Annotated in this window: 22 protein-coding genes; 13 read left to right on the forward strand and 9 right to left on the reverse strand. The window is 73.2% G+C overall.

What is annotated here, in order from left to right; translation table 11 throughout:
* Positions 1-94 precede the first annotated feature (94 nt).
* Complete coding sequence (locus ACIHCM_RS03200; protein WP_399888229.1) at positions 95-988, forward strand: NAD(P)-dependent oxidoreductase; 894 nt, start codon at positions 95-97, stop codon at positions 986-988.
* On the opposite strand, the gene ACIHCM_RS03205 is transcribed toward ACIHCM_RS03200, so the two are convergent.
* Positions 985-1,767, reverse strand: a complete 783-nt coding sequence (locus ACIHCM_RS03205; RefSeq protein WP_399888232.1) for a sulfite exporter TauE/SafE family protein — start codon at positions 1,765-1,767, stop codon at positions 985-987. The genes ACIHCM_RS03200 and ACIHCM_RS03205 overlap by 4 nt on opposite strands.
* Positions 1,768-2,373: 606 nt before the next feature.
* On the opposite strand from ACIHCM_RS03205, the gene ACIHCM_RS03210 reads away from it, so the two are divergent.
* From ACIHCM_RS03210 to nirD, 3 genes are read left to right on the forward strand one after another with little or no spacing between them, the layout of a single operon-like run.
* On the forward strand, positions 2,374-3,594 hold the full coding sequence (locus tag ACIHCM_RS03210) for an NAD(P)/FAD-dependent oxidoreductase (RefSeq protein WP_399888233.1): 1,221 nt from the start codon (positions 2,374-2,376) through the stop codon (positions 3,592-3,594).
* Positions 3,595-6,204 (forward strand): nitrite reductase large subunit NirB, encoded by a 2,610-nt coding sequence (nirB, locus tag ACIHCM_RS03215; protein ID WP_399888236.1) that lies wholly within the window; start codon positions 3,595-3,597, stop codon positions 6,202-6,204.
* Complete coding sequence (nirD, locus tag ACIHCM_RS03220) at positions 6,201-6,551, forward strand: nitrite reductase small subunit NirD (protein ID WP_393112284.1); 351 nt, start codon at positions 6,201-6,203, stop codon at positions 6,549-6,551. Before nirB ends, nirD begins: the two co-directional genes overlap by 4 nt.
* Before the next feature lie 32 nt (positions 6,552-6,583).
* Here the strand turns inward: nirD and ACIHCM_RS03225 are convergent, their stop codons facing one another.
* Genes ACIHCM_RS03225 through ACIHCM_RS03235 form a run of 3 tightly spaced genes read right to left on the reverse strand, consistent with a single transcriptional unit; the run spans position 6,584 to position 10,538 of the window.
* A complete protein-coding gene (locus ACIHCM_RS03225) occupies positions 6,584-8,419 on the reverse strand; it encodes a GMC family oxidoreductase N-terminal domain-containing protein (RefSeq protein WP_399888240.1) in 1,836 nt (611 codons plus the stop codon).
* Positions 8,416-9,855 (reverse strand): hypothetical protein, encoded by a 1,440-nt coding sequence (locus ACIHCM_RS03230; RefSeq protein ID WP_399888242.1) that lies wholly within the window; start codon positions 9,853-9,855, stop codon positions 8,416-8,418. Before ACIHCM_RS03230 ends, ACIHCM_RS03225 begins: the two co-directional genes overlap by 4 nt.
* The gene (locus tag ACIHCM_RS03235; protein ID WP_399888245.1) at positions 9,852-10,538 is read right to left on the reverse strand and encodes a FadR/GntR family transcriptional regulator; all 687 of its coding nucleotides are present in this window, start codon (positions 10,536-10,538) and stop codon (positions 9,852-9,854) included. The genes ACIHCM_RS03230 and ACIHCM_RS03235 overlap by 4 nt, the downstream gene beginning before the upstream one ends.
* Positions 10,539-10,841: 303 nt before the next feature.
* Between ACIHCM_RS03235 and ACIHCM_RS03240 the strand changes: the two genes are divergently transcribed.
* Positions 10,842-12,002, forward strand: coding sequence for an alkaline phosphatase PhoX (locus ACIHCM_RS03240; RefSeq protein WP_399888248.1), 1,161 nt, complete (start codon positions 10,842-10,844; stop codon positions 12,000-12,002).
* A gap of 160 nt (positions 12,003-12,162) precedes the next feature.
* Positions 12,163-12,579, forward strand: a complete 417-nt coding sequence (locus ACIHCM_RS03245) for a TIGR03668 family PPOX class F420-dependent oxidoreductase (protein WP_399888251.1) — start codon at positions 12,163-12,165, stop codon at positions 12,577-12,579.
* A 1-nt stretch (position 12,580) separates the two neighbouring features.
* On the opposite strand, the gene ACIHCM_RS03250 is transcribed toward ACIHCM_RS03245, so the two are convergent.
* On the reverse strand, positions 12,581-13,501 hold the full coding sequence (locus ACIHCM_RS03250; RefSeq protein ID WP_399888254.1) for a hypothetical protein: 921 nt from the start codon (positions 13,499-13,501) through the stop codon (positions 12,581-12,583).
* 173 nt (positions 13,502-13,674) lie between these two features.
* Here ACIHCM_RS03250 and ACIHCM_RS03255 point away from each other — a divergent pair, with 173 nt between their 5' ends.
* Positions 13,675-14,133 (forward strand): excalibur calcium-binding domain-containing protein, encoded by a 459-nt coding sequence (locus ACIHCM_RS03255; RefSeq protein WP_399888256.1) that lies wholly within the window; start codon positions 13,675-13,677, stop codon positions 14,131-14,133.
* A gap of 1 nt (position 14,134) precedes the next feature.
* Here the strand turns inward: ACIHCM_RS03255 and ACIHCM_RS03260 are convergent, their stop codons facing one another.
* Positions 14,135-14,338, reverse strand: coding sequence for a hypothetical protein (locus ACIHCM_RS03260; RefSeq protein WP_399888259.1), 204 nt, complete (start codon positions 14,336-14,338; stop codon positions 14,135-14,137).
* An 82-nt stretch (positions 14,339-14,420) separates the two neighbouring features.
* Between ACIHCM_RS03260 and ACIHCM_RS03265 the strand changes: the two genes are divergently transcribed.
* Both ACIHCM_RS03265 and ACIHCM_RS03270 read left to right on the forward strand, forming a co-directional pair.
* Positions 14,421-14,621, forward strand: a complete 201-nt coding sequence (locus ACIHCM_RS03265) for a DUF1737 domain-containing protein (RefSeq protein ID WP_399888262.1) — start codon at positions 14,421-14,423, stop codon at positions 14,619-14,621.
* Positions 14,622-15,048: 427 nt separating this feature from the next.
* Positions 15,049-15,957 carry a UTP--glucose-1-phosphate uridylyltransferase gene (locus ACIHCM_RS03270; RefSeq protein WP_399888264.1) on the forward strand — a complete coding sequence of 303 codons (909 nt, stop codon included), beginning with the start codon at positions 15,049-15,051 and terminating at the stop codon, positions 15,955-15,957.
* A 108-nt stretch (positions 15,958-16,065) separates the two neighbouring features.
* Here the strand turns inward: ACIHCM_RS03270 and ppdK are convergent, their stop codons facing one another.
* Positions 16,066-18,813: a pyruvate, phosphate dikinase gene (gene ppdK / locus ACIHCM_RS03275; RefSeq protein WP_399888268.1), complete on the reverse strand. Its 2,748-nt coding sequence runs from the start codon at positions 18,811-18,813 to the stop codon at positions 16,066-16,068.
* Between the two features lie 405 nt (positions 18,814-19,218).
* On the reverse strand, positions 19,219-20,427 hold the full coding sequence (locus ACIHCM_RS03280; protein ID WP_399888271.1) for an ROK family protein: 1,209 nt from the start codon (positions 20,425-20,427) through the stop codon (positions 19,219-19,221).
* 396 nt (positions 20,428-20,823) lie between these two features.
* On the opposite strand from ACIHCM_RS03280, the gene ACIHCM_RS03285 reads away from it, so the two are divergent.
* Together ACIHCM_RS03285 and ACIHCM_RS03290 are read left to right on the forward strand one after the other, a co-directional pair.
* On the forward strand, positions 20,824-22,572 hold the full coding sequence (locus tag ACIHCM_RS03285; RefSeq protein WP_399888274.1) for a CDP-alcohol phosphatidyltransferase: 1,749 nt from the start codon (positions 20,824-20,826) through the stop codon (positions 22,570-22,572).
* A gap of 99 nt (positions 22,573-22,671) precedes the next feature.
* Positions 22,672-23,163 (forward strand): SRPBCC family protein, encoded by a 492-nt coding sequence (locus ACIHCM_RS03290; protein WP_399888277.1) that lies wholly within the window; start codon positions 22,672-22,674, stop codon positions 23,161-23,163.
* A gap of 91 nt (positions 23,164-23,254) precedes the next feature.
* On the opposite strand, the gene dusB is transcribed toward ACIHCM_RS03290, so the two are convergent.
* On the reverse strand, positions 23,255-24,388 hold the full coding sequence (gene dusB, locus ACIHCM_RS03295) for a tRNA dihydrouridine synthase DusB (protein ID WP_399888280.1): 1,134 nt from the start codon (positions 24,386-24,388) through the stop codon (positions 23,255-23,257).
* 77 nt (positions 24,389-24,465) lie between these two features.
* Here dusB and ACIHCM_RS03300 point away from each other — a divergent pair, with 77 nt between their 5' ends.
* Together ACIHCM_RS03300 and ACIHCM_RS03305 are read left to right on the forward strand one after the other, a co-directional pair.
* Positions 24,466-25,914 (forward strand): MFS transporter, encoded by a 1,449-nt coding sequence (locus ACIHCM_RS03300; RefSeq protein ID WP_399888283.1) that lies wholly within the window; start codon positions 24,466-24,468, stop codon positions 25,912-25,914.
* Positions 25,915-26,057: 143 nt separating this feature from the next.
* Positions 26,058-26,264 (forward strand): hypothetical protein, encoded by a 207-nt coding sequence (locus ACIHCM_RS03305; protein ID WP_399888286.1) that lies wholly within the window; start codon positions 26,058-26,060, stop codon positions 26,262-26,264.
* Positions 26,265-26,270: the final 6 nt, after the last annotated feature.

Genomic DNA, 26,270 nt, shown 5'->3' on the forward strand with positions numbered 1-26,270 from the left:
GCCTTCCCGCTGCCTGCATGCTTCCCCCCGGGTAACCACCCACTCGCACGTACGTACTTGAGCAGGCCGCTCCCCCTCCATGAGGCTGAACGCCATGACTGACAGCGCCTCTTCCCCGACCCCGCTCACTCTTCTCGGCACCGGTGCGATGGGCACCGCCCTCGCCCGGGCCTGGCTCGCCGCCGGCCACCCCGTCACCGTCTGGAACCGCACCCCTGCCCGTGCCGAGCCCCTCGCCGCCGAGGGCGCCGCCGTCGCCGGGAGCGCGGCCGAGGCGGTGGCCGCCGGCCGGCTGGTGATCGTCTGCCTGCTGGACGACGCGTCGGTGGGCGAGGTCCTGTCCGGCGCCGGCCTGTCCGGACGTGACCTGGTCAACCTCACCACCGGCACGCCGGGCCAGGGCCGTGCCCGCGCCGCCTGGGCGACGCGCCGCGGCGCCCGTTTCCTGGACGCGGGCGTGATGGCCGTACCGCCGATGGTCGGTGACCCGGCGTCCGGGGCGTACGTGCTGTACAGCGGCTCGGCCGAGCTGTTCGAGGAGCACCGCGACACCCTCACCGTCCCGGCCGGGGCCCGCTACGTCGGTACGGACCCCGGCCTCGCCGCGCTGCACGACGTGGCGCTGCTCAGCGCCATGGACGGGATGTTCGCGGGCATCACGCACGCGTTCGCGCTGATCCGTGGCGAGGACATCGCGCCGCGGGAGTTCGCGCCGCTGCTGGTGTCCTGGCTGACCGCGATGGCGCCGGCCGCGCTGGAGACCGCGGGCAGGCTGGAGGTGGGCGACTACACCAAGGACGTCGTATCGAACCTCGCGATGCAGGTGGCCGGCAACGCCACCCTGCTGCGCACCGCCGAGGAGCAGGGCGTCAGCACGGAGCTGCTCACGCCGTTCATGAACCTGATGGAGCGCCGCCTGGCCGCCGGGCACGGCGACGAGGACACGACCGGGTTGATCGAGCTGCTCGCGGCCGGGCACACCGGCTAGGCGATCCACTGCTCGTACGCCAGGTTCGCCACCAGCGCGAACACCACCGTCAGCAGCACGACCCGGACGAAGCCGCTGCCCTTCTTGAGCGCGGTGCGGGCGCCCAGGGTGCCGCCCGCGAGGTTGAACACGGCCATCACCGCGGCCAGCTGCCACAGCACGGTGCCCTGCCAGGCGAAGGTGACGAGGGCGCCGGCGTTGGTGCAGCAGTTGACGATCTTGGCGGTGGCGGAGGCGGTGACCAGGTCGAGGTGGAGCACGGCCGTCAGCGCGAGGACCAGGAACGTGCCGGTGCCGGGGCCGATCAGGCCGTCGTAGAAGCCGATGCCCACGCCCGCGAGACCGATCGCGGCGAGGACGCGGCGCCGGGTGACCGGGCCCGGCGCAGGGGCCGTGCCGAAGGCGGGCTTGAGGATCACGAAGGCCGCCACGGCGAGCAGCACCACCATGATCAGCGGCTTCAGGACCTCCGTGCTCATGCCGGCCGCGAAGAAGGCGCCGCCGGAGGAGCCCGCCAGCGCGGCGAGGCCGATGCGGATCGCCGTACGCACGTCCACGGGGGCCTTGCGGGCGTACGTCACGGCTGCGCCGGTCGTGCCGACGATGGCGACGGCCTTGTTGGTGCCGAGCGCGTACGCGGCCGGGGTGCCGGCGGGCAGTCCCAGCAGCAGCACGGGGAGGAGCAGCAGGCCTCCCCCGCCGACCACGGCGTCGATCCAGCCGGCCGCGAGGGCGGCGAGGCACAGGACGGCGACCATGGCGAGGGGTATGTCGGGCATGATCGGGACCCTATCCCGCGCCCACCTGCCCTTTCCCGCGGCCCTCACCCCACCGCCGCGTCACCCGCCCGCTCCCCTGACCCCTCCCGCCGCGTCACCCGCCCGCTCCCCTGACCCCTTCCACCGCGTCACACCAACGCGGCCCCGGCCCCCGCCCCGGCCCAAGTCCCGCCTCCGCACCGCCGCCCGCATCCCACCAGCGCACCGCCGCCCGCCGCCCGCCGCCTTCACCCCCACCACCGCCCCACACCTACGCGGCCCCGCCGCACCTGCGCAGTCCTCACACCCAGCCCGCCCCCACACCCCTGCGTCCCCTCACCTCCGCTGCCCTCACCCTCCCCGCCGACCGCACCTGCGTGGTCCCAGCCCCAGCCCCGCCCCACACGTCCAGCCGCCCGCCCCCGGTGGTCCCCGCACCCCCCGCAGGCCCCACACCCTGCACCGCACCACACCCCCGACGCCCCACCCACCTCCGCGCCGCACACCCCCTGACACCCCACCGCCCGATCCCCTCACACCCACCGCCGGCCCGTGCTGAGGGCAGCGTTCCTCGGGGGAAACAGGGGGGATGCGGCCGGGTAACACCCGCCGCGCACGCTGCGGTGCATGACCTCGACTACGCGTGTGGTGGTGATCGGCTCCGGCCTCGCGGGCGTACGGCTCGCCCGGCGGCTCGGAGAGCTCGGCACGCCCGCGCTGCTCGTCGGCGAGGAGGAGCACCGCCCCTACAACCGGGTCCTGCTCGCCGAGGTGCTGGCCGGCCGGTACGACCCGGACGTCATCTCCCTGCCCGCCCTCACCGCCCCCGCGGAGCTGGTCCGCGCCCGGGTGACCGGGATCGACCGCGGCGCGCGGACCGTGCGCTGCGCGGACGGCTCGGTGATCGGCTACGGCACGCTCGTCCTGGCCACCGGCTCCAACCCCGTGCTGCCGCCCCTGCGGGGACTGTTCACCCCGGGCGACGCGCTGCCCGAGGGCGTCCACGCCTTCCGCACCATGGACGACTGCCTGAGCCTGTCCAAGGCGGTCCGGCCCTCCGCCCGCGCCGTGGTCATCGGCGGCGGCCTCCTCGGTGTCTCCGCCGCCCGCGCGCTCGCCGTGCGCGGCGCGCAGGTGGTGCTCGCCCAGCAGTCCGAGCGGCTCATGGAACGGCAGCTCGACCCGGCCGCGTCCCAGCTGGTCGGGCGCCATCTGGCGGGCCTCGGCGTCGAGGTGCACACCCGGTGCCGGGTGCGGGACGTACGGGTCGTCGCCGGCGCGGTCCGCTCGGTCGAGCTGGCCGACGGCTACGCCCTCGACGCCGACCTCGTGGTCCTCGCCTGCGGTGTCCGCCCGCGCGCGGGACTCGCCCGGGCGGCAGGGCTCACGGTCGGCGAGGGCGTCCTCGTCGACGACGAGCTGCGCACCTCCGACCCGCACATCCACGCGATCGGCGACTGCGCCCAGCACGACGGCACCCTGTACGGCCTCGCGGCGCCGGCGCTCGACCAGGCCGACATCCTCGCCGGGCTGCTGACCGGCAGCGCGACCACCCGCTACACCGGCACCCGCGCCCTCACCCGCCTCACCCTCGCCGGCCTGACCCCCTTCGACCTCGCCGCGTTCGGGGAGACCGATCCCCGCCCGGGAGACGACGTCGTGCAGCTCGCCGACGCCACCCGGGGCACCTACCGCAAGGTCGTCGTCCGCGACGACCGGCTGGTCGGCGGGGTCCTCGTCGGCGAACTCGGCACCGTCGGCGCGCTCGCCCGCGCCTGGGAGGGAGCCGAACCGCTTGCCGGCGACGGCCCCCTGCTCCACCTGCTCACCCACGATGGAGGCTCCTGAATGTCCGCCACCCCGGGGGCCACCCCCACGATCGTGCTCGTCGGCCACGGCATGGTCGGCCAGCGCTTCCTCGAGGCGCTCGCCGAGCGCGGCCTGACCGCCACGCACCGCGTGGTCGTGCTCTGCGAGGAGCCGCGCCCCGCCTACGACCGCGTCCAGCTGACCTCGTACTTCTCGGGCAGGACGCCCGAGGACCTCTCTCTGGCCGACAGCGGCTTCATCGACGGGCACGGCATCGACCTGCGCGTCGGCGACCCGGCGGAGACGATCGACCGCGCGGCGCGCAAGGTCACCGCCCGCTCCGGGCAGGTCTTCGACTACGACGTCCTGGTCCTGGCCACCGGCTCCTACCCCTTCGTCCCGCCGGTCCCCGGCAAGGACGCGGCGGGCTGCTTCGTGTACCGCACGATCGAGGACCTGCTCGCCATCGAGGAGTACGCGAGGGGCGGGGCCCGGACCGGCGCGGTGGTCGGCGGCGGGCTGCTCGGCCTGGAGGCCGCGGGTGCGCTCAAGGGCCTCGGGCTCGCCACGCACATCGTGGAGTTCGCGCCGCGCCTGATGCCGGTGCAGGTCGACGACGGCGGCGGCGCGGCCCTGCTGCGCACCGTCGAGGGCATGGGCCTGACCGTCCATACCGGCACGGGCACCCAGGAGATCATCACGGACGACGCGGACGCCGTGACCGGCATGAAGCTGTCCGACGGCAGCGAACTCGCCGTCGACATGGTGGTCTTCAGCGCCGGTGTCCGCCCCCGCGACCAGCTGGCCCGCGACTGTGGTCTGGCGGTGGGCGAGCGCGGCGGCATCCGCGTCGACGAGCGGTGCCGCACGGTCGACGACCCGCACGTGTTCGCGATCGGCGAGTGCGCGCAGGCGGTGGACGGCCGGGTGTACGGCCTGGTCGCGCCGGGCTACGAGCAGGCCGAGACGGCGGCGGCGACGATCGCGGCCGACGAGGCCTCCTTCACCGGCGCCGACCTGTCCACCAAGCTCAAACTGCTCGGCGTGGACGTGGCGTCCTTCGGCGACGCGCACGGCACCGGCGGCGACTGCCTCGACGTCGTCTACTCCGACTCCCGCAGCGGCCTGTACAAGAAGCTGGTCGTCGGCCGCGACGGCACGCTGCGCGGCGGCATCCTGGTGGGTGACGCGGAGGCGTACGGCACCCTGCGCGCGCTCACCGGCTCGGTCCCGCCCGTCGCCCCCGAGTCCCTGGTGCTGCCGGCCGGTTCCGGCGGCGGCGCCCAGCTCGGCCCGTCCGCGCTCCCCGACGACGCGGTGATCTGCTCCTGCCACAACGTCACCAAGGGCACCGTCCGGGGAGCGGTGACGGACCACCGGTGCGTGACCGTCCCCGAGGTGAAGAAGTGCACCAAGGCCGGTACGGGCTGCGGCAGTTGCGTCAAGGTGCTCGGTCAGCTGGTCACCGCCGAACTGGAGGCGAGCGGCGTCGAGGTCGACAAGGGCCTGTGCGGCTGCTTCGGGCAGACCCGCGAGGAGCTGTACGAGATCGTCCTGGCGCTGCGCATCACGTCGTACCAGGACCTGCTGGACCGCTACGGCCGGGACGGCGCCCGGGGCGGCGACGGCTGCGAGGTCTGCAAGCCGGCCGTCGCCTCGATCATCGCCTCCCTCGCCCCGGCGATCGGCGCGGGAGGCTACGTCCTGGAGGGCGAGCAGGCGGCCCTGCAGGACACCAACGACCACTTCCTCGCCAACCTCCAGAAGAACGGCTCGTACTCCGTCGTCCCCCGGATCCCCGGCGGTGAGGTCGCCCCGGAGAAGCTGATCGTGATCGGCGAGATCGCCCGCGACTTCGGCCTCTACACGAAGATCACGGGCGGGCAGCGCATCGACATGTTCGGCGCACGCGTCGAGCAACTGCCGCTGATCTGGGCCCGACTGGTGGACGCGGGCTTCGAGTCGGGCCACGCGTACGGCAAGTCGCTGCGCACCGTGAAGTCCTGTGTGGGGCAGACCTGGTGCCGCTACGGCGTCCAGGACTCGGTCCGGATGGCGATCGACCTGGAGCTGCGCTACCGGGGCCTGCGTTCCCCGCACAAGCTCAAGTCGGCGGTCTCCGGCTGTGCCCGGGAGTGCGCGGAGGCCCAGTCGAAGGACTTCGGCGTGATCGCCACGTCGAACGGCTGGAACCTCTACGTCGGCGGCAACGGCGGGGCCACTCCCCGCCACGCGGACCTGCTGGCGCAGGACCTCACGGACGCCGAGCTGATCCGGCTGATCGACCGCTTCCTGATGTTCTACATCCGTACGGCGGACCGCCTGGAGCGCACGTCGACGTGGCTGGAGCGCGTCCCCGGGGGCCTGGACCACGTGCGGGAGGTGGTGGTGGAGGACTCCCTCGGCATCTGCGAGGAGCTGGAGCGGCTGATGGCGTCCCATGTCGCGCACTACCGCGACGAGTGGGCGGAGACCATCGGCGACCCCGAGAAACTCGCCCGTTTCGTCTCCTTCGTGAACGCGCCCGACACTCCCGACCCGGTCGTCGCCTTCGTCCCCGAACGCGACCAGATCAAGCCCGACCTGCCGCTGCTGTCGATCGGCATGCACCGTGCGGCAGACGTCCTGGAAGGAACCGCGCAGCGATGACCCTGGCACCCGAGACCACGGACCTCAAGGTCCAGCTCCAGCTGGCCGGCGGCTGGTTCACGGTCTGCGACCTGCATCTGCTCGTCCCCGGCCGCGGAGTGGCGGCCCTGCTGCCGGACGGCGAACAGGTCGCCGTCTTCCGCGACCGCGGCGGCAGTCTGTACGCGATCGGCAACCGCGACCCGTTCACCGGCGCGGCGGTCCTCTCCCGGGGCCTGACCGGCACCCACCTGGGCCGCCCGTTCGTCGCCTCCCCCCTGCTCAAGCAGCGCTTCGACCTGCTCTCCGGGCAGTGCCTGGACGACGAGACGGTGCGGGTGAAGGCGTACGAGGTACGGGCGGCCTGAGCGGTGCGGCGACTGCCCGGCCGGCCGCCGCGTCACCGCTCCAGGAAGGCGTCCGTGACCGCCAGTGCCGCGGCCATGATGCTCAGCTGCGGGTTCACCTCGGGACAGCCGGGCAGCACCGAGGCATCGGCGATCAGTACGCCCCGTACGCCGCGCAGCCGCCCCTCCGGGTCGGCCGGGGCGCGCGCGGCGTCGGCGCCGGCGGCGACCGTGCCGGTGGGGTGGTAGGCGGACAGGTGGAGCCCGCGCGCGCCGACCCCGGCGAGGACGGCGTCCAGGCCGGCGAGTGTGCGGGCGCGGGGCGCGGAGGGGATGCCGGTGAGGACCTCCTCCGCGCCCGCGGCGAACAGCAGCTCGCCCATGGCGCGCACGGCCCGCATGAGCCGGTCCGCGTCCCGCCGGTGAAGGTCGTAGCGCGGCAGCGTGCGCTCGCGGCCCAGGACCCGGCCGGAGGGGCGGTCGGCGATCATCGCGCCGAGCGTGGCGAGGTGCCCGGCCCCCGCCAGCTCGCGCCGCAACTGCCTGCCCAGGCCCGGCAGGACGAACGACCCCATGCCCGGCGGCGTGGCGGTGGCCTCGATCAGGACGCCCTCGTCGTGGTGTTCCTCGACGCCGACGCTCTGCAGTACGCCCTCCCAGGCGGTGACCGGTTCGGCGAACCGCCCGGCGACACTCGTGGCCGGATGGACGCTGAGGTTGCGGCCCAGACGCGGATGGCCGCCCAGGCCGGAGCGGCGCAGCAGCGGCGGCGACTCCAGGGCGCCCGCGGCGACGACCACGAGCGGCGCCAGGATCTCGAACTCCCCGCCTCCGTCCCGCCGCACCCGCACGCCCGCGGCACGCGGCAGGCCGGGCCGGTCGCCGTCCACCAGGATCCGGCGTACGCGCGCGCCGGTCACGATGCGCGCGCCGGCGGCACAGGCACCGGGCAGCACGGAGAGCTGGACGCTCTGCTTGGCGCCGGTCGGGCAGCCCACCACGCACTGGCAGGAACCCTTGCAGCCCGGCGCGTTGCGGCGCAGTGGTGCGGCCTGCCAGCCGAGCCGCTCCGCGCCGGCCAGTGCGAGGCGGCCGTTGGTGCCGAGGACGTCGAGGGGCTGGCGGCCGACGCGCAGGGTGCTCTCGGCCTCGTCGAGACAGGGCCCGAGGCGTTCGGCGAGCGCGAACCCGAAGTGGTGGGTCCAGCGGTCCAGGACGTGGCCGGGGGTGCGGTAGCAGGTGCCGGAGTTGACGACGGTGGTGCCGCCGACCGCCCGGCCGACGGGAAGCAGCAGGGGCGGGCTGCCCAGGGCGACGGTGGCGCCGCCGTCGCGGTACAGCTCGGCGAACCGGTCCAGCGGGGCACGTCCGCCGAAGGAGTCGGTGCGGTGGTGGTGCCCCTCCTCCAGGACGACGACGTCGAGCCCGGCGCGGGCCAGGGTGCGGGCCGCCATGGCGCCGCCCGCCCCGGAGCCGACGACCACGGCGCCGGCGGTGGAGCGCGCGGGCCAGGCGTGGGCGGGCGTGCAGTCGAGCGGGGGGTCGGCGGGTGCCGCGGCGGTGGCCGGCCCCCCGTCCTGGAGCATGCGCTCGGTACCGGCGGCGAGCAGGACGGGCACCTTGAGCACGTCGAGGAAGGGGACCAGCGCACGGCGGGCGCCGAGGCCGGCGAGCACCGACTCCCGCTCACCCGCGGCGAGGGCGTCGAGCGGGCGGCCCGTCCGGGCCAGGGCATAGGCGTCGACGGCGAGCGCGGCGGCCCGTACGCCGGTGCGGGCGGGCAGCGGCATCGAGTCGAGGACCCGGTCGAGGCGGGCGGGCACGCGGGCGGCCCAGGGCTCGGTGCCGTCGTCGGCGAGCAGCGCGGCCACGAACCCGGTGAGGCTCATCGGGTGCCCACTTCCGCGTGGGCGGTGCCGTCGAGCTGCCACTCGGCCTCGGTGCGCCAGCCGCCCGGCCACCACCGGCGCTCCAGCAGCACATGGGCGTCGGCACGTTCGGAGTTGCGGCAGACCGCGGGGGCGCCGTCGGGGTCGGTGTAGTCGAGCGCGAGGGTGCGGTCGGCGGGCTGGGTGACCTCGACCCGGATCCGGCGCCGCCCGGCACGGCCGGTCACGGTCCAGGTCGGCAGGGCGAGGTCGGCGCGGAACCGGCCGAGACCGGCCCAGCCCACGGCGCTGCGCTCCGCACGACGCGGCCAGGTGGCGCCGCTGCGCCGCAGCCGCAGGAACACCAGTGGGGGCAGCCGGCGCAGCACGGGCCGCATGGACACCGCGGCGACGATCTCCAGGACGTCGCCACCGCCGAGGTCGGCGTGCAGCCAGGCCCAGCGGCGGGCGTTGCCGTGGCCGTAGATGCGGGCCGAGCCGCCGGGGGCGCCGTCGAGGGTGAGGGTGGTGCCGTCGAAGGTGAAGGTCCCGTCGTAGGCGGCACGCGCGGCGGGCAGGATCTGGGCGGCGGGCAGCAGGGGCCGGCGCCAGGACCAGCGCGGGAAGGTGAACAGCGGTGCCCCGGCCGGTCGTTCGGCCAGGTCCCAGCGGAAGGTGCCCGCGGATCCGGTCAGCCGCCCCGGGGTGGCCGACACCCCCGCCGCCGTGAATCCCTCGCCCGGCCGCTCCCACGGAGCCGGACCGAAGCGGGCGTGCCGCACCGGTCCGTGCGCGGGAAAGGCCGCCGCCCAGCCGTGCGCGTACGGCGGGGAACCGTCGGTGGGCGCGGTGAGTTCGTGGTGCAGCCAGAGTCCGGTGCCGGTGGCCGGGTCGGTGAGCGTGGTGTACCAGACCTCGGTGCGGCCCGGCTCGCCGTTCCAGCGGGGCGCGGTGAGCGCGTCCGCGGCCTCGTGGCGGGGGAGGCGGAAGCTCGCCAGGAACGGTACGAGGCCGGTCGTGAGGGGGAAGCGCAGCGTGCCGGTGCCGACGCGCGCCCCGTTCTCGTACAGGGTGAACGGCAGCACGGTCATGGACGTGAGGGGCCGGCGCGGGGTCACCGACTTCCAGCCGTCCAGGGTGAGGCGGCGGCCGTCGGCGGTGAATCCGATGCGGTAGCGGATGCGGCGCCTGGCGAGCGGGGAGATCTCCAGCTCGCCCTCGGCGCCGGGGTCGTCGGCCAGACCGGCGATGCGCAGGCGCCCGGTGGCCCGCGCCTCGGTCGTGGCGTGCGGGCGCAGCACCCGGTCGGCCGCGACGCGCAGGTCGAGGCGGATCCGGCGGGTGCGGTCCCCGCCGTCGAGCCGGACCGTGCCGAGCATCGTCTCGCGGAACGTCGTGCCCCGCCTTGCGCGCGTCCGGGTGCGGGGCTCGCTGCGGGCGTCGTCGGCGTCCGTCATGCGAGTCCCTCCCGCATGATCCGTTCGGTGGCCGTCAGATACGCCTCGGCCGCCTGCCGTGCGCGGCCGTCGTCGCCGGCCACCACGGCGTCCACCACCGGTGCTAGCCGCGCGTGGGCGGTCCCGGCGTCGGTGAAGGGCGCCACGAGGGCGGCGCGCACGGGCAGGTAGGCGTTGAAGAGCGTGTTGGTCAGCAGGACGTAGACCCGGTTGCCGGTGGCGCGGGCCAGGGCCCGGTGCACCTCGACGTCCGCGAGCTGGACGGCCGCGCCGCCCTCGGCGACGCGCACGGCGTCGAGCAGGGCGCGCAGGTCGGCGCGATGGTGCGCGGTGGCCCGGGCGGCGGCCTGCCCGGCGATCAACTGACCTATGGCGCGCCGCACTTCGAAGATCTCGCCGATCCAGTCCGGGCTGTGCCGCACCAGCATGGGCAGCAGATCGGCGCCGCCCAGGCGGGCGAAGTCCCGCACCCGGGTGCCCACTCCATGCTTCGTCTCCAGAAGGCCCGCCTGGACGAGGCGGCCGAAGGCGTGCTTGAGGGTGGTGCGGTTGACGCCGTAGCCGTCGGCCAGCCGGCGCTCGGGCGGCAGATAGCTGCCGACGGGGTGCCGCCCGGCGAGGATGTCCTCGCGCAGCCGCTCCTCCAGGACGTCGACGACGGTGTCGCGGGGCAGTGCCTCCATACGGTTCCTCCGTGCTGCGCTCCGGCCACCGGGTGGACCCGGTGGCTCAGTGGATGAGCCACCCAACCAACACGGCCATGGGAAGTCAATGGGTCGCGCACACAGGGAACTTGACGGCCGGGCAGGTGGAGGCCGAAACCGGTGGGGCCCGGCCGTACCGGCAGGGAATCCCCATCCCCGTAGCCGCCGCCGGCGCGTCACGGCCCGTCCACGGCGCGTCCACTCCGCTCCCCTAGCGTCCCTGATCGCACGACCCCGCCGCCGACCGGCGGCGGGGCGGTCACGGCACCTCTTGGAGTGAGAGTGGAACGTCGTAACCTCCTGCGTGCGGCCGTCCTCGGCGGCTCAGCGGCAGCCCTCGGCGGAAGCCTGTGGCGCGGCGCCGCGTACGCGGCCCCCGCCCAGCCGGGCACGGGCCCCTACGGGGCGCTCGGTTCCGCCGACGCCAACGGCATCAGGCTCCCCAGCGGCTTCACCAGCCGGGTGATAGCCCGTTCCGGACAGCGCGTCACCGGCACGTCGTACACCTGGCACAACGCCCCCGACGGCGGCGCCTGTTACGCCGACGGCAGCGGCTGGATCTACGTCTCCAACTCGGAGATCAACCCGTCCGGCGGCGCGAGCGCGGTGAAGTTCTCCTCGACGGGCACCGTCACGTCGGCGTACCGCATCCTCTCCGGCACCCGCACCAACTGCGCGGGCGGCAAGACCCCGTGGAACACCTGGCTGTCCTGCGAGGAGGTGTCCCTCGGCTACGTCTTCGAGACGGACCCGTGGGGGGTGAAGGCGGCGGTGCGCCGGGACGCCATGGGCCGCTTCAAGCACGAGGCCGCTGCCGCCGACCCCGTCCGCAAGGTCGTCTACCTGACCGAGGACGAGACGAACGGCCGCTTCTACCGCTTCGTGCCCACCACATGGGGCGACCTGTCCGCCGGCACCCTCCAGGTGATGGTCGCGGGATCCGCCACCTCGGGCTCCTTCACCTGGGCGAACGTCCCCGACCCGGACGGCTCCCCGACGGCCACCCGCTCCCAGGTCTCCGGCTCGAAGTCCTTCAACGGCGGCGAGGGCTGCCACTACGCCGACGACACGGTCTGGTTCACCACCAAGGGCGACAACCGCGTCTGGCAGGTCAACCTCACGAGCAACACCTACGAGCTGGCCTACGACGACTCCCTCGTCAGCTCCGGCACGGCCCCGCTGACCGGCGTCGACAACATCACCGGCTCCTCCTCCGGCGACCTGTTCGTCGCGGAGGACGGCGGCAACATGGAGATCTGCGTGATCACGCCGAACGACGTGATCGCCCCCTTCCTCCGGATCGACGGCCAGTCCGGCTCCGAGATCACGGGACCGGCGTTCTCCCCCGACGGCCGGCGGCTGTACTTCTCCAGCCAGCGCGGCACGAGCGGCAGCTCCTCCGGCGGCATCACGTACGAGGTGACGGGGCCCTTCCGGTCGTAGCGTCGCGCCGGGCCGGTGGGGTGGTGGACGCGGCGGGCCCGCCGAGTCCCTGCCGACGTCGCCGAGCGGGCCGTGCCCGCCCGGAACGTCGGGTTCCATCCGTCCCACCGGCCCTTCCTGCCCCGCCTCGCCAGGTCCACGGCCTGGCTACGGTGGACGTATGAAGCTCGCGCCCGCCGACGCCAGGCGGCGTCTGGTCGCCGCGTCCGTCGCGCGGCTGGCGACGGCCGGCGCCGACGGCGTGCCGCACGTCGTACCGGTGACGTTCGCCGTGCTCGGCGAGGTCCTCTACTTCGCCGTGGACCACAAACCGAAGAGCACCTGGGACCTGCGGCGGTTGCGCAACATCCGGGAGAATCCCGCGGTGGCGGTGCTGGCCGACCACTACGACGAGGACTGGGCGGCGCTGTGGTGGGCCCGTGCCGACGGCCGGGGGGAGATCCTCCAGGACGGGGAGGAGCGCCGTCGCGCCGTCGAGTCGCTGTGCGGCAAGTACGGCCAGTACCGGACGTCTCCTCCCCAGGGCCCCGCGGTGGCCGTCCGGGTCGGCCGGTGGAGCGGCTGGGCCTTCGGCTAGCTCACCGCATCGGCAGCTCCACCAGAGCGCCGAGCTCGCCGTCGGTGGCCGGTCTGAGCGTCGTCAGGATGTGCCGGGCGGCCGTCAGGTCGCCGCCGGAGCCCGGCAAGGTCACGGTGAACACCAGGCCGTCACTGCGCAGCCGGAGCTCCTGGTGGGCGTATCCGCCCTCGAACGTCAGCAACTGGCGGCCGCCGCCGTCGTCCGTGCAGTGGATCGGTTCGCCCTGGGGGACGGGGCAGCCGCGGGCGCCGGTGCGCCGGGTGCCGTACTCCTCGCGTGCCACACCGAGGTGCAGTCGTGCCGAGGCGGGCCGCTCGTAGTCGGCCCCGAAGCCGTCCTCGCTCGCGCCCAGGACGCGCAGTGTGTACCCCGGCGGCGGATCGCCGACCCGCAGCATCGCGGGGTCGACGTCGCTTGCGGTGATCCACTCGTCGAGGGCGGGAGGCCGGGCGGCCTCGCGGGCGGCGTACGCCCCCCACCCGGCGAGGACGGCCGCCACCCCCAGAGCCCCCAGCCTGATCCGGGTGCCGGGCAGGAACAACGCGGCGGCGAGGGCGTAGCAGCTGCCCCCGGCGGAGCAGAGCAGGAGACCGCTGTCCAGGTGATCGGCCTGGAAGGCGACCACGGCGGCCCCGAAGACGCCGGCCGTGCCGAGCAGGTGGACGCCCGACGCCCAGGCCCACCGGCCGTGCTTGCGGCGCGTGAGCGGCACGACGGCACGGGCGGCGGTCGCGGCGCCGGCCAGTGCGGTGACCGCCAGGGCGCTGACCACGGTGAGGGCGACGGCGAGCGAAGCGGCCCCGCCGGCGAAGAGGGCGATCAGAGCGACCTGCGTCTGCACGGCCGTGATCGCGCACCCGAACAGCCAGACGGCTGCCAGATGGGCGACGGGGAGCCCCGCTTCCTGCGTCTGCGTCACGCCTGTGATCACGCCGGGCGGGGCGGCCACGGTTCCCCAGGTCCCGCAGGCCTCACGCACACCTCATGCACACTTCACACGCACGAAAGAGTCACAGAAAGGCCACAACGCCCAGCACTCAGGCGCCCCGGCATTACGTTCATCCCCTCACATGACACGTCCGGGGGGACGAGATGACCAACCCGTACATGCCACCGCCCGCCGTTCGCCCCGCCCCGGGATGGGCGCGCAAGCGGTACCTGCTCCCCGCGCTCGCCCTGATCTTCCTGCTCGGCACCGGCATCGGCGCGGCCGGCGGCGGGGAGAAGACGGCCGAGGCGAGACCGGCGGCCGCCGGACCCACCCCGACCGAGACCGTCACCGCGACGGCGACGGCGACGGTGACGCAGACCCCGGAGGCCGAACCGGCGCCCACGGTGACCGTCACGAAGACGGTCACCGCGACCAGGACGGTCACCGCCGAGCCGGCGGCCGGCGGCGGCTTCGACGACTCGTCCGGCTCGGACACCGGGGTCTACTACGGCAACTGCAGCGAGGCCCGGGCGGCCGGCGCCGCCCCGATCCATCGCGGCGAGCCCGGCTACGCCTCCCACCTGGACCGGGACAACGACGGCGTGGCCTGCGACGCGTAGGTCAGCGGCCGGCGAGGCCGCTGGGAAGGATCGTGCTGAGCGAGGTGACCGGGTGCCCCACCTCCAGCGTGCCGAGCAGGCCGCCCAGGAGGCGGCTTGCGGGGACCTCACCGGACGAGTCGGGGGCCGGGGCGGCCTGGGCGGCGGGGGCGGCCGCCAGCAGGGCGGTGGACATGACGGAGACACAGACGAGTTTCTTGATCATGCCCGGCCCAACGACACACGCCGTCCCCGGGCATCGTCCGTCACCCGGTTGCCCCGTCGGCGCGCCTGAGATCCTTGCCTCCATGAGCACACCACCCGGCGGTCTGCCCCGGTACCGCGTCCTCACCGGCCCGGACGACGCGTCGTTCTGCCGCCGCGTGAGCGAGGCTCTCGACCTCGGCTACGAACTCCACGCCGGCCCCTCGGTCACCTTCGACGGCGAGTCCGTCGTCGTCGCCCAGGCACTGCTCTGGCCTGCCCGTCCGGCACCGGACCCGACGTGAGGAAAGGCCCCGCCACGCAACCGTGAGCGGCCTCGGGCGTCATGATCACCAACCGTTGATCACGTGGAGGGGCGTCCGTGCGCGCAGACAGGCTGGGGAAGACCGGGCGCGCTGCTGACCCTCGCCGGGCCGTTCGGCGCCATGGAGTACCGGATCGGCGCCACCGGGAACGCGCGGGCGGGCGAGGGATGGCCCGGCGTCCACGCCGTCCGGGCCGGCGCCGGCCCCCTCGACATGGCGGACCTGCGAGGCGGCGGCTTCCCGCTCCGCACCGCCCCTCGCGGGGTGAGACCGCCACTCGCGGGTGGAACGGGGACGGCGCTCCTCCACGCGACGGGCATGCGCAGTCCCTCGGCGGTACACGTCCGGATGGGACACTCACCGCCGACGTCCCGTCCGCGACACCCACTCCGCCTCTGGGGGCTCCATGGCCACGACCATCCGCAGGGCAGTCATCCCCGCCGCCGGCCTCGGTTCCAGGCTTCTGCCGCTGACCAAGGCCACGCCCAAGGAGATGCTGCCCGTCGGTGACAAACCCGTCATCGAGCACACCGTCCGGGAGCTCGTGGCCTCCGGCATCACCGACATCACCATCGTCGTCTCGGGCGGAAAGGGCCTCATCCAGGACCACTTCCGGCCCAACCCCGCGCTCGTCGCCCAGCTGCGGGCCGACGGCAAGACGGCGTACGCGGACGCCGTGGAGGAGGTCGGCGAGCTGTCCCGGCTCGGCCACATCACCTACCTCGACCAGCACGGCCCGTACGGCAACGGCACCCCCGTCCTCAACGCCGCCCGCAACTTCGGTGACGAGCCGATGCTCGTGCTGTGGCCCGACGACGTCTTCGTCGCCGACGTACCGCGCGCCCAGCAGCTGATCCGGGCCTACGAGGCCACCAGCTGCCCCGTCCTCGCGCTGATGCCGATGGAGCCGGGCGACTCGCAGCGCTACGGCGTGCCCGTGGTCAGGGAGGACCTCGGCGAGGGGCTGCTGCGCATCACCGGCCTGGTGGAGAAGCCCAAGCCGCAGGACGCGCCCTCGGCGTACGCGGCCATCGGCGGGTACGTCATCACCCCGGGCATCGTCGACGAGCTGCGGGAGCAGACCAAGCGCTGGTACGAGCACCGCACCGGCGAGATCTACCTGACCGACGCGATCAACGCCTACGCCGGCAGCCGGGCCGTGTACGGACAGGTCATCCAGGGCCGCTGGTACGACACCGGCAACCCGCTCGCCTACCTCACCGCCCAGTTCGCCGCCGCCCTCGCGGACCCGGAGTACGGGCCGCCGCTGCGCCGGCTCGCCACGGAGCTCGACCACCCGGCCGACGGCACGTGACACGAAGAGGGCGGCACCCCCGCACAGGGTGCCGCCCTCTCCTCGTACGCCGGAACCGCCGCCGGATCGTGAGGGTCGGGGATCAACGGCGGTTCCGGGGCCCTCGGGTCAGCGGTGGTCGCTGCCCGCCGACTGCGACGCGGCCCGGCCGGCCTCCAGACGCGCCACCGGGATCCGGAACGGCGAGCAGGAGACGTAGTCCAGCCCCACCTCGTGGAAGAAGTGGACGGACTCCGGGTCGCCGCCGTGCTCGCCGCAGACGCCGAGCTTCAGGTCGGGACGGGTCTCACGGCCCGCCTTCGCGGCGGCCGCGACCAGGGAACCCACGCCGTCCTTGTCGATCGTCTCGAACGGGGAGACGCCGAAGATGCCCTTCTCCAGGTACGCCGTGAAGAACGAGGCCTCCACGTCGTCCCGGCTGAAGCCCCACACCGTCTGCGTGAGGTCGTTGGTGCCGAAGGAGAAGAACTCCGCCGCCTCGGCGATCTGAGCGGCGGTCAGCGCGGCGCGCGGCAGCTCGATCATGGTGCCGATGGCCAGCTTCAGCTTCGTGCCGGTCGCGGCCTCGACCTCGGCGATGACCTGGTCGGCCTCGTCGCGGACCAGCTCCAGCTCCTGCACCGTGCCGACCAGCGGGATCATGACCTCGGCGCGCGGGTCGCCCTTCGCCGCCTTGCGCGCGGCCGCGGCCTCGGCGATCGCCCGGACCTGCATCGTGAACAGGCCGGGGATGACCAGGCCGAGCCGGACGCCGCGCAGGCCCAGCATCGGGTTCTGCTCGTGCAGCCGGTGGACGGCCTGGAGCAGGCGGAGTTCGTTCTCGTGCGGCTCCTGACGGGACTCCGCCAGCGCCACGCGGACCGACAGCTCGGTGATGTCGGGGAGGAACTCGTGCAGCGGCGGGTCGAGCAGCCGGATGGTGACCGGCAGGCCGTCCATCGCCTCGAACAGCTCCACGAAGTCCTGCTTCTGAAGCGGCAGCAGCTCCTTCAGCGACTCCTCGCGCTCCGTCTCCGTGTCGGCCAGGATCAGGCGCTCCACCAGCTCACGGCGGTCACCGAGGAACATGTGCTCGGTACGGCACAGGCCGATGCCCTGCGCGCCGAAGCGGCGGGCCCGCAGCGCGTCCTCGGCGTTGTCCGCGTTGGCGCGCACCCGCAGCCGGCGCTTGCGGTCCGCGAACGCCATGATCCGGTGCACGGCCTCGACCAGCTCGTCGGCGTCGTCCGCGCCCGCGTGCATCCGGCCCTCGAAGTACTCGACGACCGGGGAGGGCACCACCGGCACCTCACCGAGGTACACCTTGCCCGAGGAGCCGTCGATGGAGATGAGGTCGCCCTCCTCCACCACGTGACCGCCGGGCACGGTCATCCGGCGGCGCTTGGTGTCGACCTCCAGCTCCTCCGCGCCGCAGACACAGGTCTTGCCCATGCCGCGCGCGACGACGGCCGCGTGGGAGGTCTTGCCGCCGCGCGAGGTCAGGATGCCCTCGGCCGCGATCATGCCGTCCAGGTCGTCGGGGTTGGTCTCGCGGCGGATCAGGATGACCTTCTCGCCGGAGCGCGACCACTTCACCGCGGTGTACGAGTCGAAGACCGCCTTGCCGACCGCCGCGCCCGGCGACGCCGCGATGCCCCGGCCGACCTGCTCGACCTTGGCGCTGTCGTCGAAGCGGGGGAACATCAGCTGGGCGAGCTGGGCGCCGGTGACCCGCTGGAGCGCCTCGGCCTCGTCGATCAGGCCCTGGTCGACGAGCTGGGTCGCGATGCGGAAGGCGGCGCCGGCGGTGCGCTTGCCGACGCGGGTCTGGAGCATCCACAGCTGACCGCGCTCGATCGTGAACTCGATGTCGCACAGGTCCTTGTAGTGGTTCTCCAGCGTCTCCATGATCTGCATCAGCTGGTCGTACGACTTCTTGTCGATCTGCTCCAGCTCGGCGAGCGGGACGGTGTTGCGGATGCCCGCCACCACGTCCTCGCCCTGCGCGTTCTGCAGGTAGTCGCCGTAGACGCCCTGGTGGCCGGAGGCGGGGTCGCGGGTGAAGGCGACGCCGGTGCCGGAGTCGGGGCCGAGGTTGCCGAAGACCATCGAGCAGACGTTGACCGCGGTGCCCAGGTCGTGCGGGATGCGCTCCTGGCGGCGGTAGAGCTTGGCGCGGTCGGTGTTCCAGGAGTCGAAGACCGCGTGGATGGCGAGGTCCATCTGCTCGCGCGGGTCCTGCGGGAAGTCGCGGCCGGCCTCCTTCTTGACGATCTTCTTGAAGGAGGTGACGAGCTTCTTGAGGTCCGCGGCCTCCAGCTCGGTGTCGACCGCGACCTTCTTGGCCTCCTTGGCCTTCTCCAGCGCCTCCTCGAAGAGGTCGCCTTCGACGCCGAGGACGGTCTTGCCGAACATCTGGATGAGGCGGCGGTAGGAGTCCCACGCGAAGCGTTCGTCGCCGGCCTGCTTGGCCAGCCCCTGGACGGACTTGTCCGACAGACCGATGTTCAGGACCGTGTCCATCATGCCGGGCATGGAGAACTTGGCACCCGAGCGGACCGACACGAGGAGAGGGTTGTCGGCCTGACCGAGCTTCTTGCCCATCGTCTGCTCCAGCGCGTCGAGGTGCGCACTCACCTCGTCACGCAGTGCCGCGGGCTCCTCACCACTGTCGAGGTAGACCTTGCAGGCCTCGGTGGTGATGGTGAAGCCCGGAGGCACGGGAAGGCCCAGGTTGGTCATCTCGGCGAGGTTCGCGCCCTTGCCGCCGAGGAGGTCCTTGAGGTCCTTGTTGCCCTCGGTGAAGTCGTAAACGAACTTCACGCCCTCAACGCTGTTGCCGGATCCGGCTACCTGGGGATCTTTGTTTTCCGACACGGTCTCGACTCCTCGAGGACGCGGTGGCTGCCCTGACGGCGAGGAACATACCCAGATCGAAGGCGCCTGGGTACGTCTACTTGTGCGTCATGCGCCTGTAACCACTCGTCCGCCACCGGATCGAAAGTCAAGGCTTGGTAAGCGCCGACGGGCTTATGTTTTCACTTCTTGAACGCAGCGCCGCCCAGAGGCGGGGCTTTCTGCTCATACGAGCGGCATCCGGCACGTCTGATTTCGATCGATGAACGATCAAGGGGTGGCACTGAGTGCCACCCCTTGGAGAAGTGCAGTCGCCCAAGATCCGCTCATCTGAGCGCAACCCTTATCAAGGGTGGCGAGAATCACGCTGCCACAGGCAGCGGGTTTTCACCATGCGGACGCCGTCGGGAGACGGAAATCCGCTCGTCACACGCCCAGTGCCTGCAGCCGCTCCTCCACCCGCTCCGGCGCGTACAGGTGCTCCACGACCAGCGCACCCGCCCCCACCAGCCCCGCACGCTCCCCGAGCCGCGAGGTCACGATGTCCAGCCGGGCCGTGGAGCGCGGCAGCGCCCGCTCGTAGAGCAACTCCCGTACGCCGGTCAGGAAGGGAGTTCCGGCCAAATCCCCGGCCATCATCAGGACCCCGGGGTTCAGCAGCGTCACCACGGTCGCCAGCACCTCCCCGACCCGGCGCCCGGCCTCCCGTGCCAGCGCCACCGCCTCCGGGTGCCCGGCCGCCAGCAGCTCCCGCACGTCCGAACCGGACGCCGCCGGCACACCGGCCTCGGCCAGCCGCCGGGCCACGGCGCCGCCACTGGCGACGGCGGCCAGACAGCCGTACGAACCGCACCGGCACAGCGCGTCCGCGCCCTCCGGGACCCGGATGTGGCCGATGTCCCCGGCGCCGCCGTCCACCCCCCGGTAGACCGAGCCGCCGACGACCACGCCCGCGCCGATGCCGGTGGAGACCTTGACGAGGACGAACGCCGAGCAGCCGTAGTGGCCGCTGCGCTGCTCGCCGTACGCCATCAGGTTCGCGTCGTTGTCGACGAGGACGGGGACGGGCCCGGCGCCCGTGTGCTCGGTGAACGCCTGTGCCATGCGGCCGCGCAGGTCGTAGCCGTCCCAGCCCGGCATCATCGGGGGCTGGACCACCCGGCCGGTGTCGATGTCGACCGGGCCGGGCACGGCCAGGCCGATGCCGCAGACCTCCCCGGCGCCGTGGCCGGCCTTCTGGAGCAACTCCGCGAACCACCGCCCGAGTTCGCCCAGCACCAGCTCCGGACCGTCCTCGATGACCAGCGTGCCGCCGTGTTCGGCGAGGATCTCGCCGCTCAGGGACAGGACGGCCGCGCGGGCGTGCCGGGTGTCGAGGTCGGCGGCGAGGACGACCGCGTGCTCGGCGTCGAACTCCAAGGTGATGGCGGGGCGGCCCCCGAGCGGGGAGTCCACGGGGCCGCCGGCCCCCTCGCGCAGCCAGCCCGCGCGGAAGAGGCGGTCGAGGCGCTGACCGACGGTGGCCCGGGACAGACCGGTGGCCTGCTGGAGCGCGCCACGCGTGGTGGCCCGCCCCCTGCGCACGAGTTCCAGCAGCTCCCCCGCGCTGGCCTGGGTCGTGTTGCGTCCGGTCATGCGCACCCCCTTGCGTTTCCCGGCCCCGCGTGACGGGGCGGGTTTTGCGTGCCAAATAGACCTAACTCTACGGCAGCCGGGGCGGACCCGCGGCCGACCGGGGCGTGCGAGCCGTCGCGGGCACGTGGCCGACTCTCCGTGGCCCGCGGATCGCGCGCCCGCCGGAGCCTCGGCCAGCCGTCGCGGGCACGTGGCCGGCTCGCCGAGGCGCACGCGTCGCGCGTCCGCCGGAGCCACGAGCCGGCGGTGCCCGAACGCCCGTGATCATCCGGCGGCGGGGCTGTTCCGGGACGCGCTGAACGCAGCGGGGCCGCGGGCCGTACGAAGGGGTGGCGGACCCGTTCCCCCACGCCGGGTCCGCCGCTTTTCGGCGTTTTCGTACGGAGGGACCCACGGGTGGCTGTCTTCACGCGTCAACCGCGCACGACCGATGACGCAGCAAAGACCGCTCCGGACACCCCTGAGCCGCCCGCCCCCTCCGGCCGCCTCGCGCGGTGGCGCGCCGGCCGTCCCACCGCCACCCGCGTGCTGCGCCACACCGCCACCGCCCTCGCCGCGGTCCTCGTGCTGGGCGCGCTGCTGCTGCCGAACACCCTGCACACCGTCACGCCCGGCAAGTTCTTCCGCATCCCGGTCGAGGCGATCATCGGTGCCGCCGTCCTGCTGGCGCTGCCGCGCCGCCCCCGGCTGGTGGCAGCCGTGGCCGGCGGGCTCTCCCTCGGGGCGCTGACCGTACTGAACCTGCTCGACATGGGCTTCTACGAGTACCTCGGCCGCGGCTTCAACCTGGTCCTCGACTGGGGTCTGCTCGACGACGCCCAGGCGTACATGGAGGACGCGATGGGCGGGGCGGGCGCCACGGCCCTCGCGGTCGGTGCCCTCGTCCTGGCCGTCCTGATGTTCGCGGTGACGACCCTGGCGACGGTCCGGCTGAGCAACGTACTCGCCCGGCACCGCACGGTCGCCGTCCGCTCCACCCTCGCCGCCGCCGTCGCCTGGACGCTGGCGTCCACGCTCGGCGTCCAGGTCGCCGGACTGCCGCTCGCGTCCGACCACGCGTCGGCGCTGGTGGAGGTCCAGGCGCGGCGGGTGCAGACGACACTGCGGGACGAGGCGGCGTTCGAACGGGAGGCGCGGACGGACGCGTTCGGCGGGACGCCCGGCGAGCAGCTCGTCCCGGACCTGCGGGGCAAGGACGTCCTCTTCGCGTTCATCGAGAGCTACGGCCGCAGCGCGATCGAGGACCCCCTGATCGCCCCCGGCGTCCGCCGGACCCTGGACGCCGGCACCGACAGCCTCACGGAGGCGGGGTTCGCCTCGAAGAGCGGGTGGCTGACGTCGGCGACCTACGGCGGCAGCAGCTGGCTCGGCCACTCCACGTTCCTGTCCGGCCTGTGGATCGACAGCCAGCAGCGCTACCGGACCGTCACCTCCGGCGACCACCTCACCCTGACCAAGGCGTTCCAGAAGACCGGCGACTGGCAGACGCTCGGGGTCATGCCGGGTGTGCAGAAGGGCTGGCCGGAGGCGAAGTTCTACGGCCTGGACAACGTCTACGACGCGTTCGAACTCGGTTACAAGGGACCGAAGTTCAGCTGGTCGACCATGCCGGACCAGTACACCCTGGAGGCCTTCCAGCGGCTGGAGCACGGCAGGAAGCGCGACAAGCCGCTGATGGCGGAGATCATCCTGACGTCCAGTCACCAGCCCTGGTCGCCACTGCCGAAGATGGTCGACTGGGAGGACCTCGGCGACGGCTCGCTCTTCGGCCCGATCCAGCGGGCGGGCACGGACCCGGCGGAGATCATCGCCGACGGCACCCGCTCCAAGGAGGAGTACGGCAAGTCCGTCCAGTACTCCGTCACCAGCCTCACTCAGTGGCTGGAGCGCTACGGCACCAAGGACACCGTCCTGGTCTTCCTCGGCGACCACCAGCCCATCGCCCGGGTCAGCGGCCACCGCGCCAGCCGGGACGTGCCGGTCTCGATCGTCGCCAAGGACCCGAAGGTGCTGGACAGGATCGCGGGCTGGGGCTGGACGGACGGGCTACGGCCCGCGCAGGACGCGCCGGTCTGGAAGATGAGCGACTTCCGCGACCGCTTCCTGACGGCGTACGGCTCGACCCCGTCGAGGAAGACCGGCTGACCGCGATGCGGGCGCACGTCTGCTGCCCTCTGCTTCACGGACACGGAATGCAGTGCCCTCCGCTGTCCCGCGCCTGGAGGGAAGGGAATGATGGGCCCCATGAAATACACCGTCTCCACCGAGATCGCGCTGCCTCGGGAGAAGGTGGTCCAGCTGCTCGCCGACCCGGCACACCTGCCGAAATGGCTGCGGGGCCTGGTGCTGCACGAGCCGCTGAGTGGGGAGCACGGGCAGCCGGGCACCACGTCGCGGGTCGTGATGGAGATGGGCGGGCGGAAGATCGAGTGCACCGAGACCATCACACGGCGGGAACCGGCAGACCTGCGCGAGATCCCGGCAACGAGCGTCGTTCACTTCGACCGCGAGATCGTCGGCGAGGGCATGTGGAGCGCCGTGCGCGACCGGCTGACCGAAGCCGGCCCGGAAACGACGCTCTGGGAGAGCGAGAACGAGTACCGGTTCAGCGGCTTCCTGATGAAGCTGGTGGCACTTGCGGTGCCCCGCGCCTTCCGCAGGCAGTCGCACCAGCACATGCGGGACTTCAAGGCGTTCGCCGAGCAGGGAAGGGACGTCCGCGAAGCGGCGGACTGATCCGCCGTCACAGGTCGGCCTTGACCCGTGACGGTGGGCCGGGCTGCCGGCCCACCGGAGACGGCCCGGCCGGCCGGCGGCGCCCGGCTGTTCAGCCGCCGGAGGTGTCCAGTTCGGCGTCCTCGGCGATGCCCGCGCAGTCGTAGGGGTCCTTCAGCCAGCCGTCCGGCAGCACGACACGGTTGTTGCTGCTGCTCCGGCCGCGCGGCCCGTCGGCTCCGGCCGGCCAGGGCTGGCCGAGGTCCAGCTCGTCCAGCCCGGCGCGCAGTTCACCGAGCGAGGACGTGACGGCGAGCCGCCGGCGCATCTCCGAGCCGACCGCGAAGCCCTTCAGGTACCAGGCGACGTGCTTGCGGAAGTCGATGACGCCGCGTGACTCGTCCCCGATCCACTCACCGAGCAGGGAGGCGTGCCGGACCATGATGTCGGCGACCTCCCGCAGGGCGGGCCGCGTGACGTCCTGGTCGCGGCCCTCGAAGGCGGCCACCAGATCGGCGAAGAGCCACGGCCGTCCCAGGCATCCGCGCCCGACCACGACCCCGTCGCAGCCGGTCTCCCGCACCATGCGCACCGCGTCCTCGGCGGACCAGATGTCGCCGTTGCCGAGCACGGGGATCTCCGGCACATGCTCCTTCAGCCGGGCGATGGCGTCCCAGTCGGCGGTGCCGCCGTAGTGCTCGGCGGCGGTACGGCCGTGCAGGGCGATGGCCGTGACGCCCTCCTCGACGGCGATCCGGCCGGCGTCCAGGTAGGTGATGTGGTCGTCGTCGATGCCCTTGCGCATCTTCATCGTCACCGGCAGCTCACCGGCTCCGGCGACGGCCTCGCGCAGGATGGCGCGCAGCAGATTCCGCTTGTACGGCAGCGCGGAGCCACCGCCCTTGCGCGTCACCTTGGGCACCGGACAGCCGAAGTTCAGGTCGATGTGGTCGGCCAGGTCCTCCTCCGCGATCATGCGGACGGCCTTGCCGACGGTCGCGGGGTCCACGCCGTAGAGCTGGATCGACCGGGGCCGCTCGGTCGCGTCGAAGTGGACCAGCTGCATGGTCTTCTCGTTGCGCTCGACCAGCGCGCGAGTCGTGATCATCTCGCTCACGAACAGGCCCTTGCCGCCGCTGAATTCCCTGCACAGGGTGCGGAAGGGCGCGTTGGTGATCCCGGCCATGGGGGCCAGGACGACGGGCGGCTGGACGGTGTGCGGACCGATCTGCAGGGGCGTGGGCATTCCTCCATTGTGCCGTGCAATGAGTTCGTAAAGTTCGTTAGTTAGGCGCACTATCGAAATGGCCGTACGATGGACGCATGCCCGAGCTCAGTCACCGCCGACGTCTGCTCGTCCTCGCGATCTGCTGCATGAGCCTGCTGATCGTCAGCCTCGACAACACGATCCTCAACGTCGCCCTGCCGTCCCTGCAGGACGACCTCCGCGCCGGCACCTCGGGCCTGCAGTGGACGATCGACGCCTACACCCTCGTTCTCGCGTCCCTGCTGATGCTCGCGGGCTCCACGGCCGACCGGATCGGCCGCAAGCGGGTCTTCATGGCGGGGCTGGTCGTCTTCACCGCCGGCTCGGCGCTGTGCTCGGTGGCGCCGGACCTGGACACGCTGGTGATCTTCCGCATGGTGCAGGCGGTGGGCGGTTCGATGCTCAACCCGGTCGCCATGTCGATCATCACCAACACCTTCACGGACCCGCGCGAGCGCGCCCGCGCGATCGGCGTGTGGGGCGCCGTGGTCGGCATCTCGATGGCCGCGGGTCCGCTGGTGGGCGGCCTGCTGGTGGAGGCGGTGAACTGGCGGGCGATCTTCTGGGTCAACCTCCCGGTGGGCGCCGCCGCGCTGCTGCTGACGCTGCGCTTCGTCCCCGAGTCCCGCGCCCCGAAGCCCCGGCGGGCCGATCCGGTGGGCCAGGTGCTGGTGATCGCGCTGTTCGGGGCGCTGACGTACGCGATCATCGAGGCGCCGAGCGCCGGGCTCGCGGCGGTGCTGCCGTTCGCGGCGGTGGCGGCGGCCGCGCTGCTGGGGCTGCTCGCCTACGAACCGCGGCGTGCGGAGCCGCTGATCGACCTGCGGTTCTTCCGTTCGGCACCCTTCAGCGGGGCGACCGTGATAGCGATCAGCGCGTTCGCCGCACTGGGCGGTTTCCTGTTCCTGTCGACGCTGTACCTCCAGAACGTCCGGGGGCTGGACGCGCTGCACGCCGGGCTGTGGATGCTGCCGCTGGCCGTGCCGACGTTCCTGTGCGCCCCGTTGGCCGGGCGGCTCGTGGGCAGCCGGGGCCCCCGGCTGCCGCTGCTGATCGCGGGGGTGGCGATGACGGCGAGCGCGGTGCTGTTCGCTGGATTCGAGGGCGAGACGTCGAACGTCACGCTCTTCGTCGGCTACGTCCTGTTCGGTGTCGGCTTCGGCTTCGTGAACGCGCCGATCACCAACACGGCGGTGTCGGGGATGCCCCGGGCGCAGGCCGGCGTCGCCGCCGCCGTCGCCTCCACCAGCCGCCAGCTCGGCCAGACGCTGGGCGTCGCCGTGGTGGGCGCCGTACTGGCGGCCGGGATCGGGGCGTCGTCGTACCGGGACGCCTTCGTCACGGCCGCCCGGCCGGGATGGTGGATCCTCGTGGGGTGCGGCGCCGCGGTGCTGGCCGTCGGCCTGCTGACCAGCGGGCGCTGGGCCCGGGGGACGGCCGAGCGGGCCGCCGGTCGGCTGGAGCAGGACGAGGTGCGGCAGGCGGTGGGGGCCGGCGCCCCTTAGGGGCACGTCAGGGCACAGCTTGGACAACTAGGTGTGAAGAACCCCCTGTTGATGTTGATCCTGCTGCACACTCCTTGCGGCGCGAAACGCCCCCCGGGACGGATCGCCAAGGACGGATCGCCGGACCCGACGCTGGAGGCGTCATGCCGCAGATCGACACGAGCAAGGTCAGCCGGTGGGACCAGCACGGCCGCGAACACGTGGTCCGCGTCCAGCGCACCGGTGTGCAGCGCACGATCAGTTGCGACACCTGCGGCTGGCGGCGGGGTGCGCAGTTCCTGCCCTGGCTGAAGGCGCAGGAGCACCTCGCCGAGGCGCATCAGGCGACGGTGGACCCGGCGGGGGCCTGAGCCGCC

It is taken from the genome of Streptomyces sp. NPDC052023 (assembly GCF_044548465.1).
In the GTDB taxonomy this organism is placed as follows: Bacteria; Actinomycetota; Actinomycetes; order Streptomycetales; family Streptomycetaceae; genus Streptomyces.

Coding starts and splice junctions, on each gene's coding strand:
- ACIHCM_RS03245 (WP_399888251.1), top strand. CDS start 12,163: ATGAAGCTCGCGCCCGCCGACGCCAGGCGGCGTCTGGTCGCCGCGTCC.
- ACIHCM_RS03290 (WP_399888277.1), top strand. CDS start 22,672: ATGAAATACACCGTCTCCACCGAGATCGCGCTGCCTCGGGAGAAGGTG.
- ACIHCM_RS03305 (WP_399888286.1), top strand. CDS start 26,058: ATGCCGCAGATCGACACGAGCAAGGTCAGCCGGTGGGACCAGCACGGC.
- ACIHCM_RS03255 (WP_399888256.1), top strand. CDS start 13,675: ATGACCAACCCGTACATGCCACCGCCCGCCGTTCGCCCCGCCCCGGGA.
- dusB (WP_399888280.1), bottom strand. CDS start 24,388: ATGCCCACGCCCCTGCAGATCGGTCCGCACACCGTCCAGCCGCCCGTC.
- ACIHCM_RS03265 (WP_399888262.1), top strand. CDS start 14,421: ATGAGCACACCACCCGGCGGTCTGCCCCGGTACCGCGTCCTCACCGGC.
- ACIHCM_RS03260 (WP_399888259.1), bottom strand. CDS start 14,338: ATGATCAAGAAACTCGTCTGTGTCTCCGTCATGTCCACCGCCCTGCTG.
- ACIHCM_RS03225 (WP_399888240.1), bottom strand. CDS start 8,419: ATGAGCCTCACCGGGTTCGTGGCCGCGCTGCTCGCCGACGACGGCACC.
- nirD (WP_393112284.1), top strand. CDS start 6,201: ATGACCCTGGCACCCGAGACCACGGACCTCAAGGTCCAGCTCCAGCTG.
- ACIHCM_RS03210 (WP_399888233.1), top strand. CDS start 2,374: ATGACCTCGACTACGCGTGTGGTGGTGATCGGCTCCGGCCTCGCGGGC.
- ACIHCM_RS03300 (WP_399888283.1), top strand. CDS start 24,466: ATGCCCGAGCTCAGTCACCGCCGACGTCTGCTCGTCCTCGCGATCTGC.
- ACIHCM_RS03270 (WP_399888264.1), top strand. CDS start 15,049: ATGGCCACGACCATCCGCAGGGCAGTCATCCCCGCCGCCGGCCTCGGT.
- ACIHCM_RS03205 (WP_399888232.1), bottom strand. CDS start 1,767: ATGCCCGACATACCCCTCGCCATGGTCGCCGTCCTGTGCCTCGCCGCC.
- ACIHCM_RS03230 (WP_399888242.1), bottom strand. CDS start 9,855: ATGACGGACGCCGACGACGCCCGCAGCGAGCCCCGCACCCGGACGCGC.
- ACIHCM_RS03280 (WP_399888271.1), bottom strand. CDS start 20,427: ATGACCGGACGCAACACGACCCAGGCCAGCGCGGGGGAGCTGCTGGAA.
- ACIHCM_RS03200 (WP_399888229.1), top strand. CDS start 95: ATGACTGACAGCGCCTCTTCCCCGACCCCGCTCACTCTTCTCGGCACC.
- ACIHCM_RS03235 (WP_399888245.1), bottom strand. CDS start 10,538: ATGGAGGCACTGCCCCGCGACACCGTCGTCGACGTCCTGGAGGAGCGG.
- nirB (WP_399888236.1), top strand. CDS start 3,595: ATGTCCGCCACCCCGGGGGCCACCCCCACGATCGTGCTCGTCGGCCAC.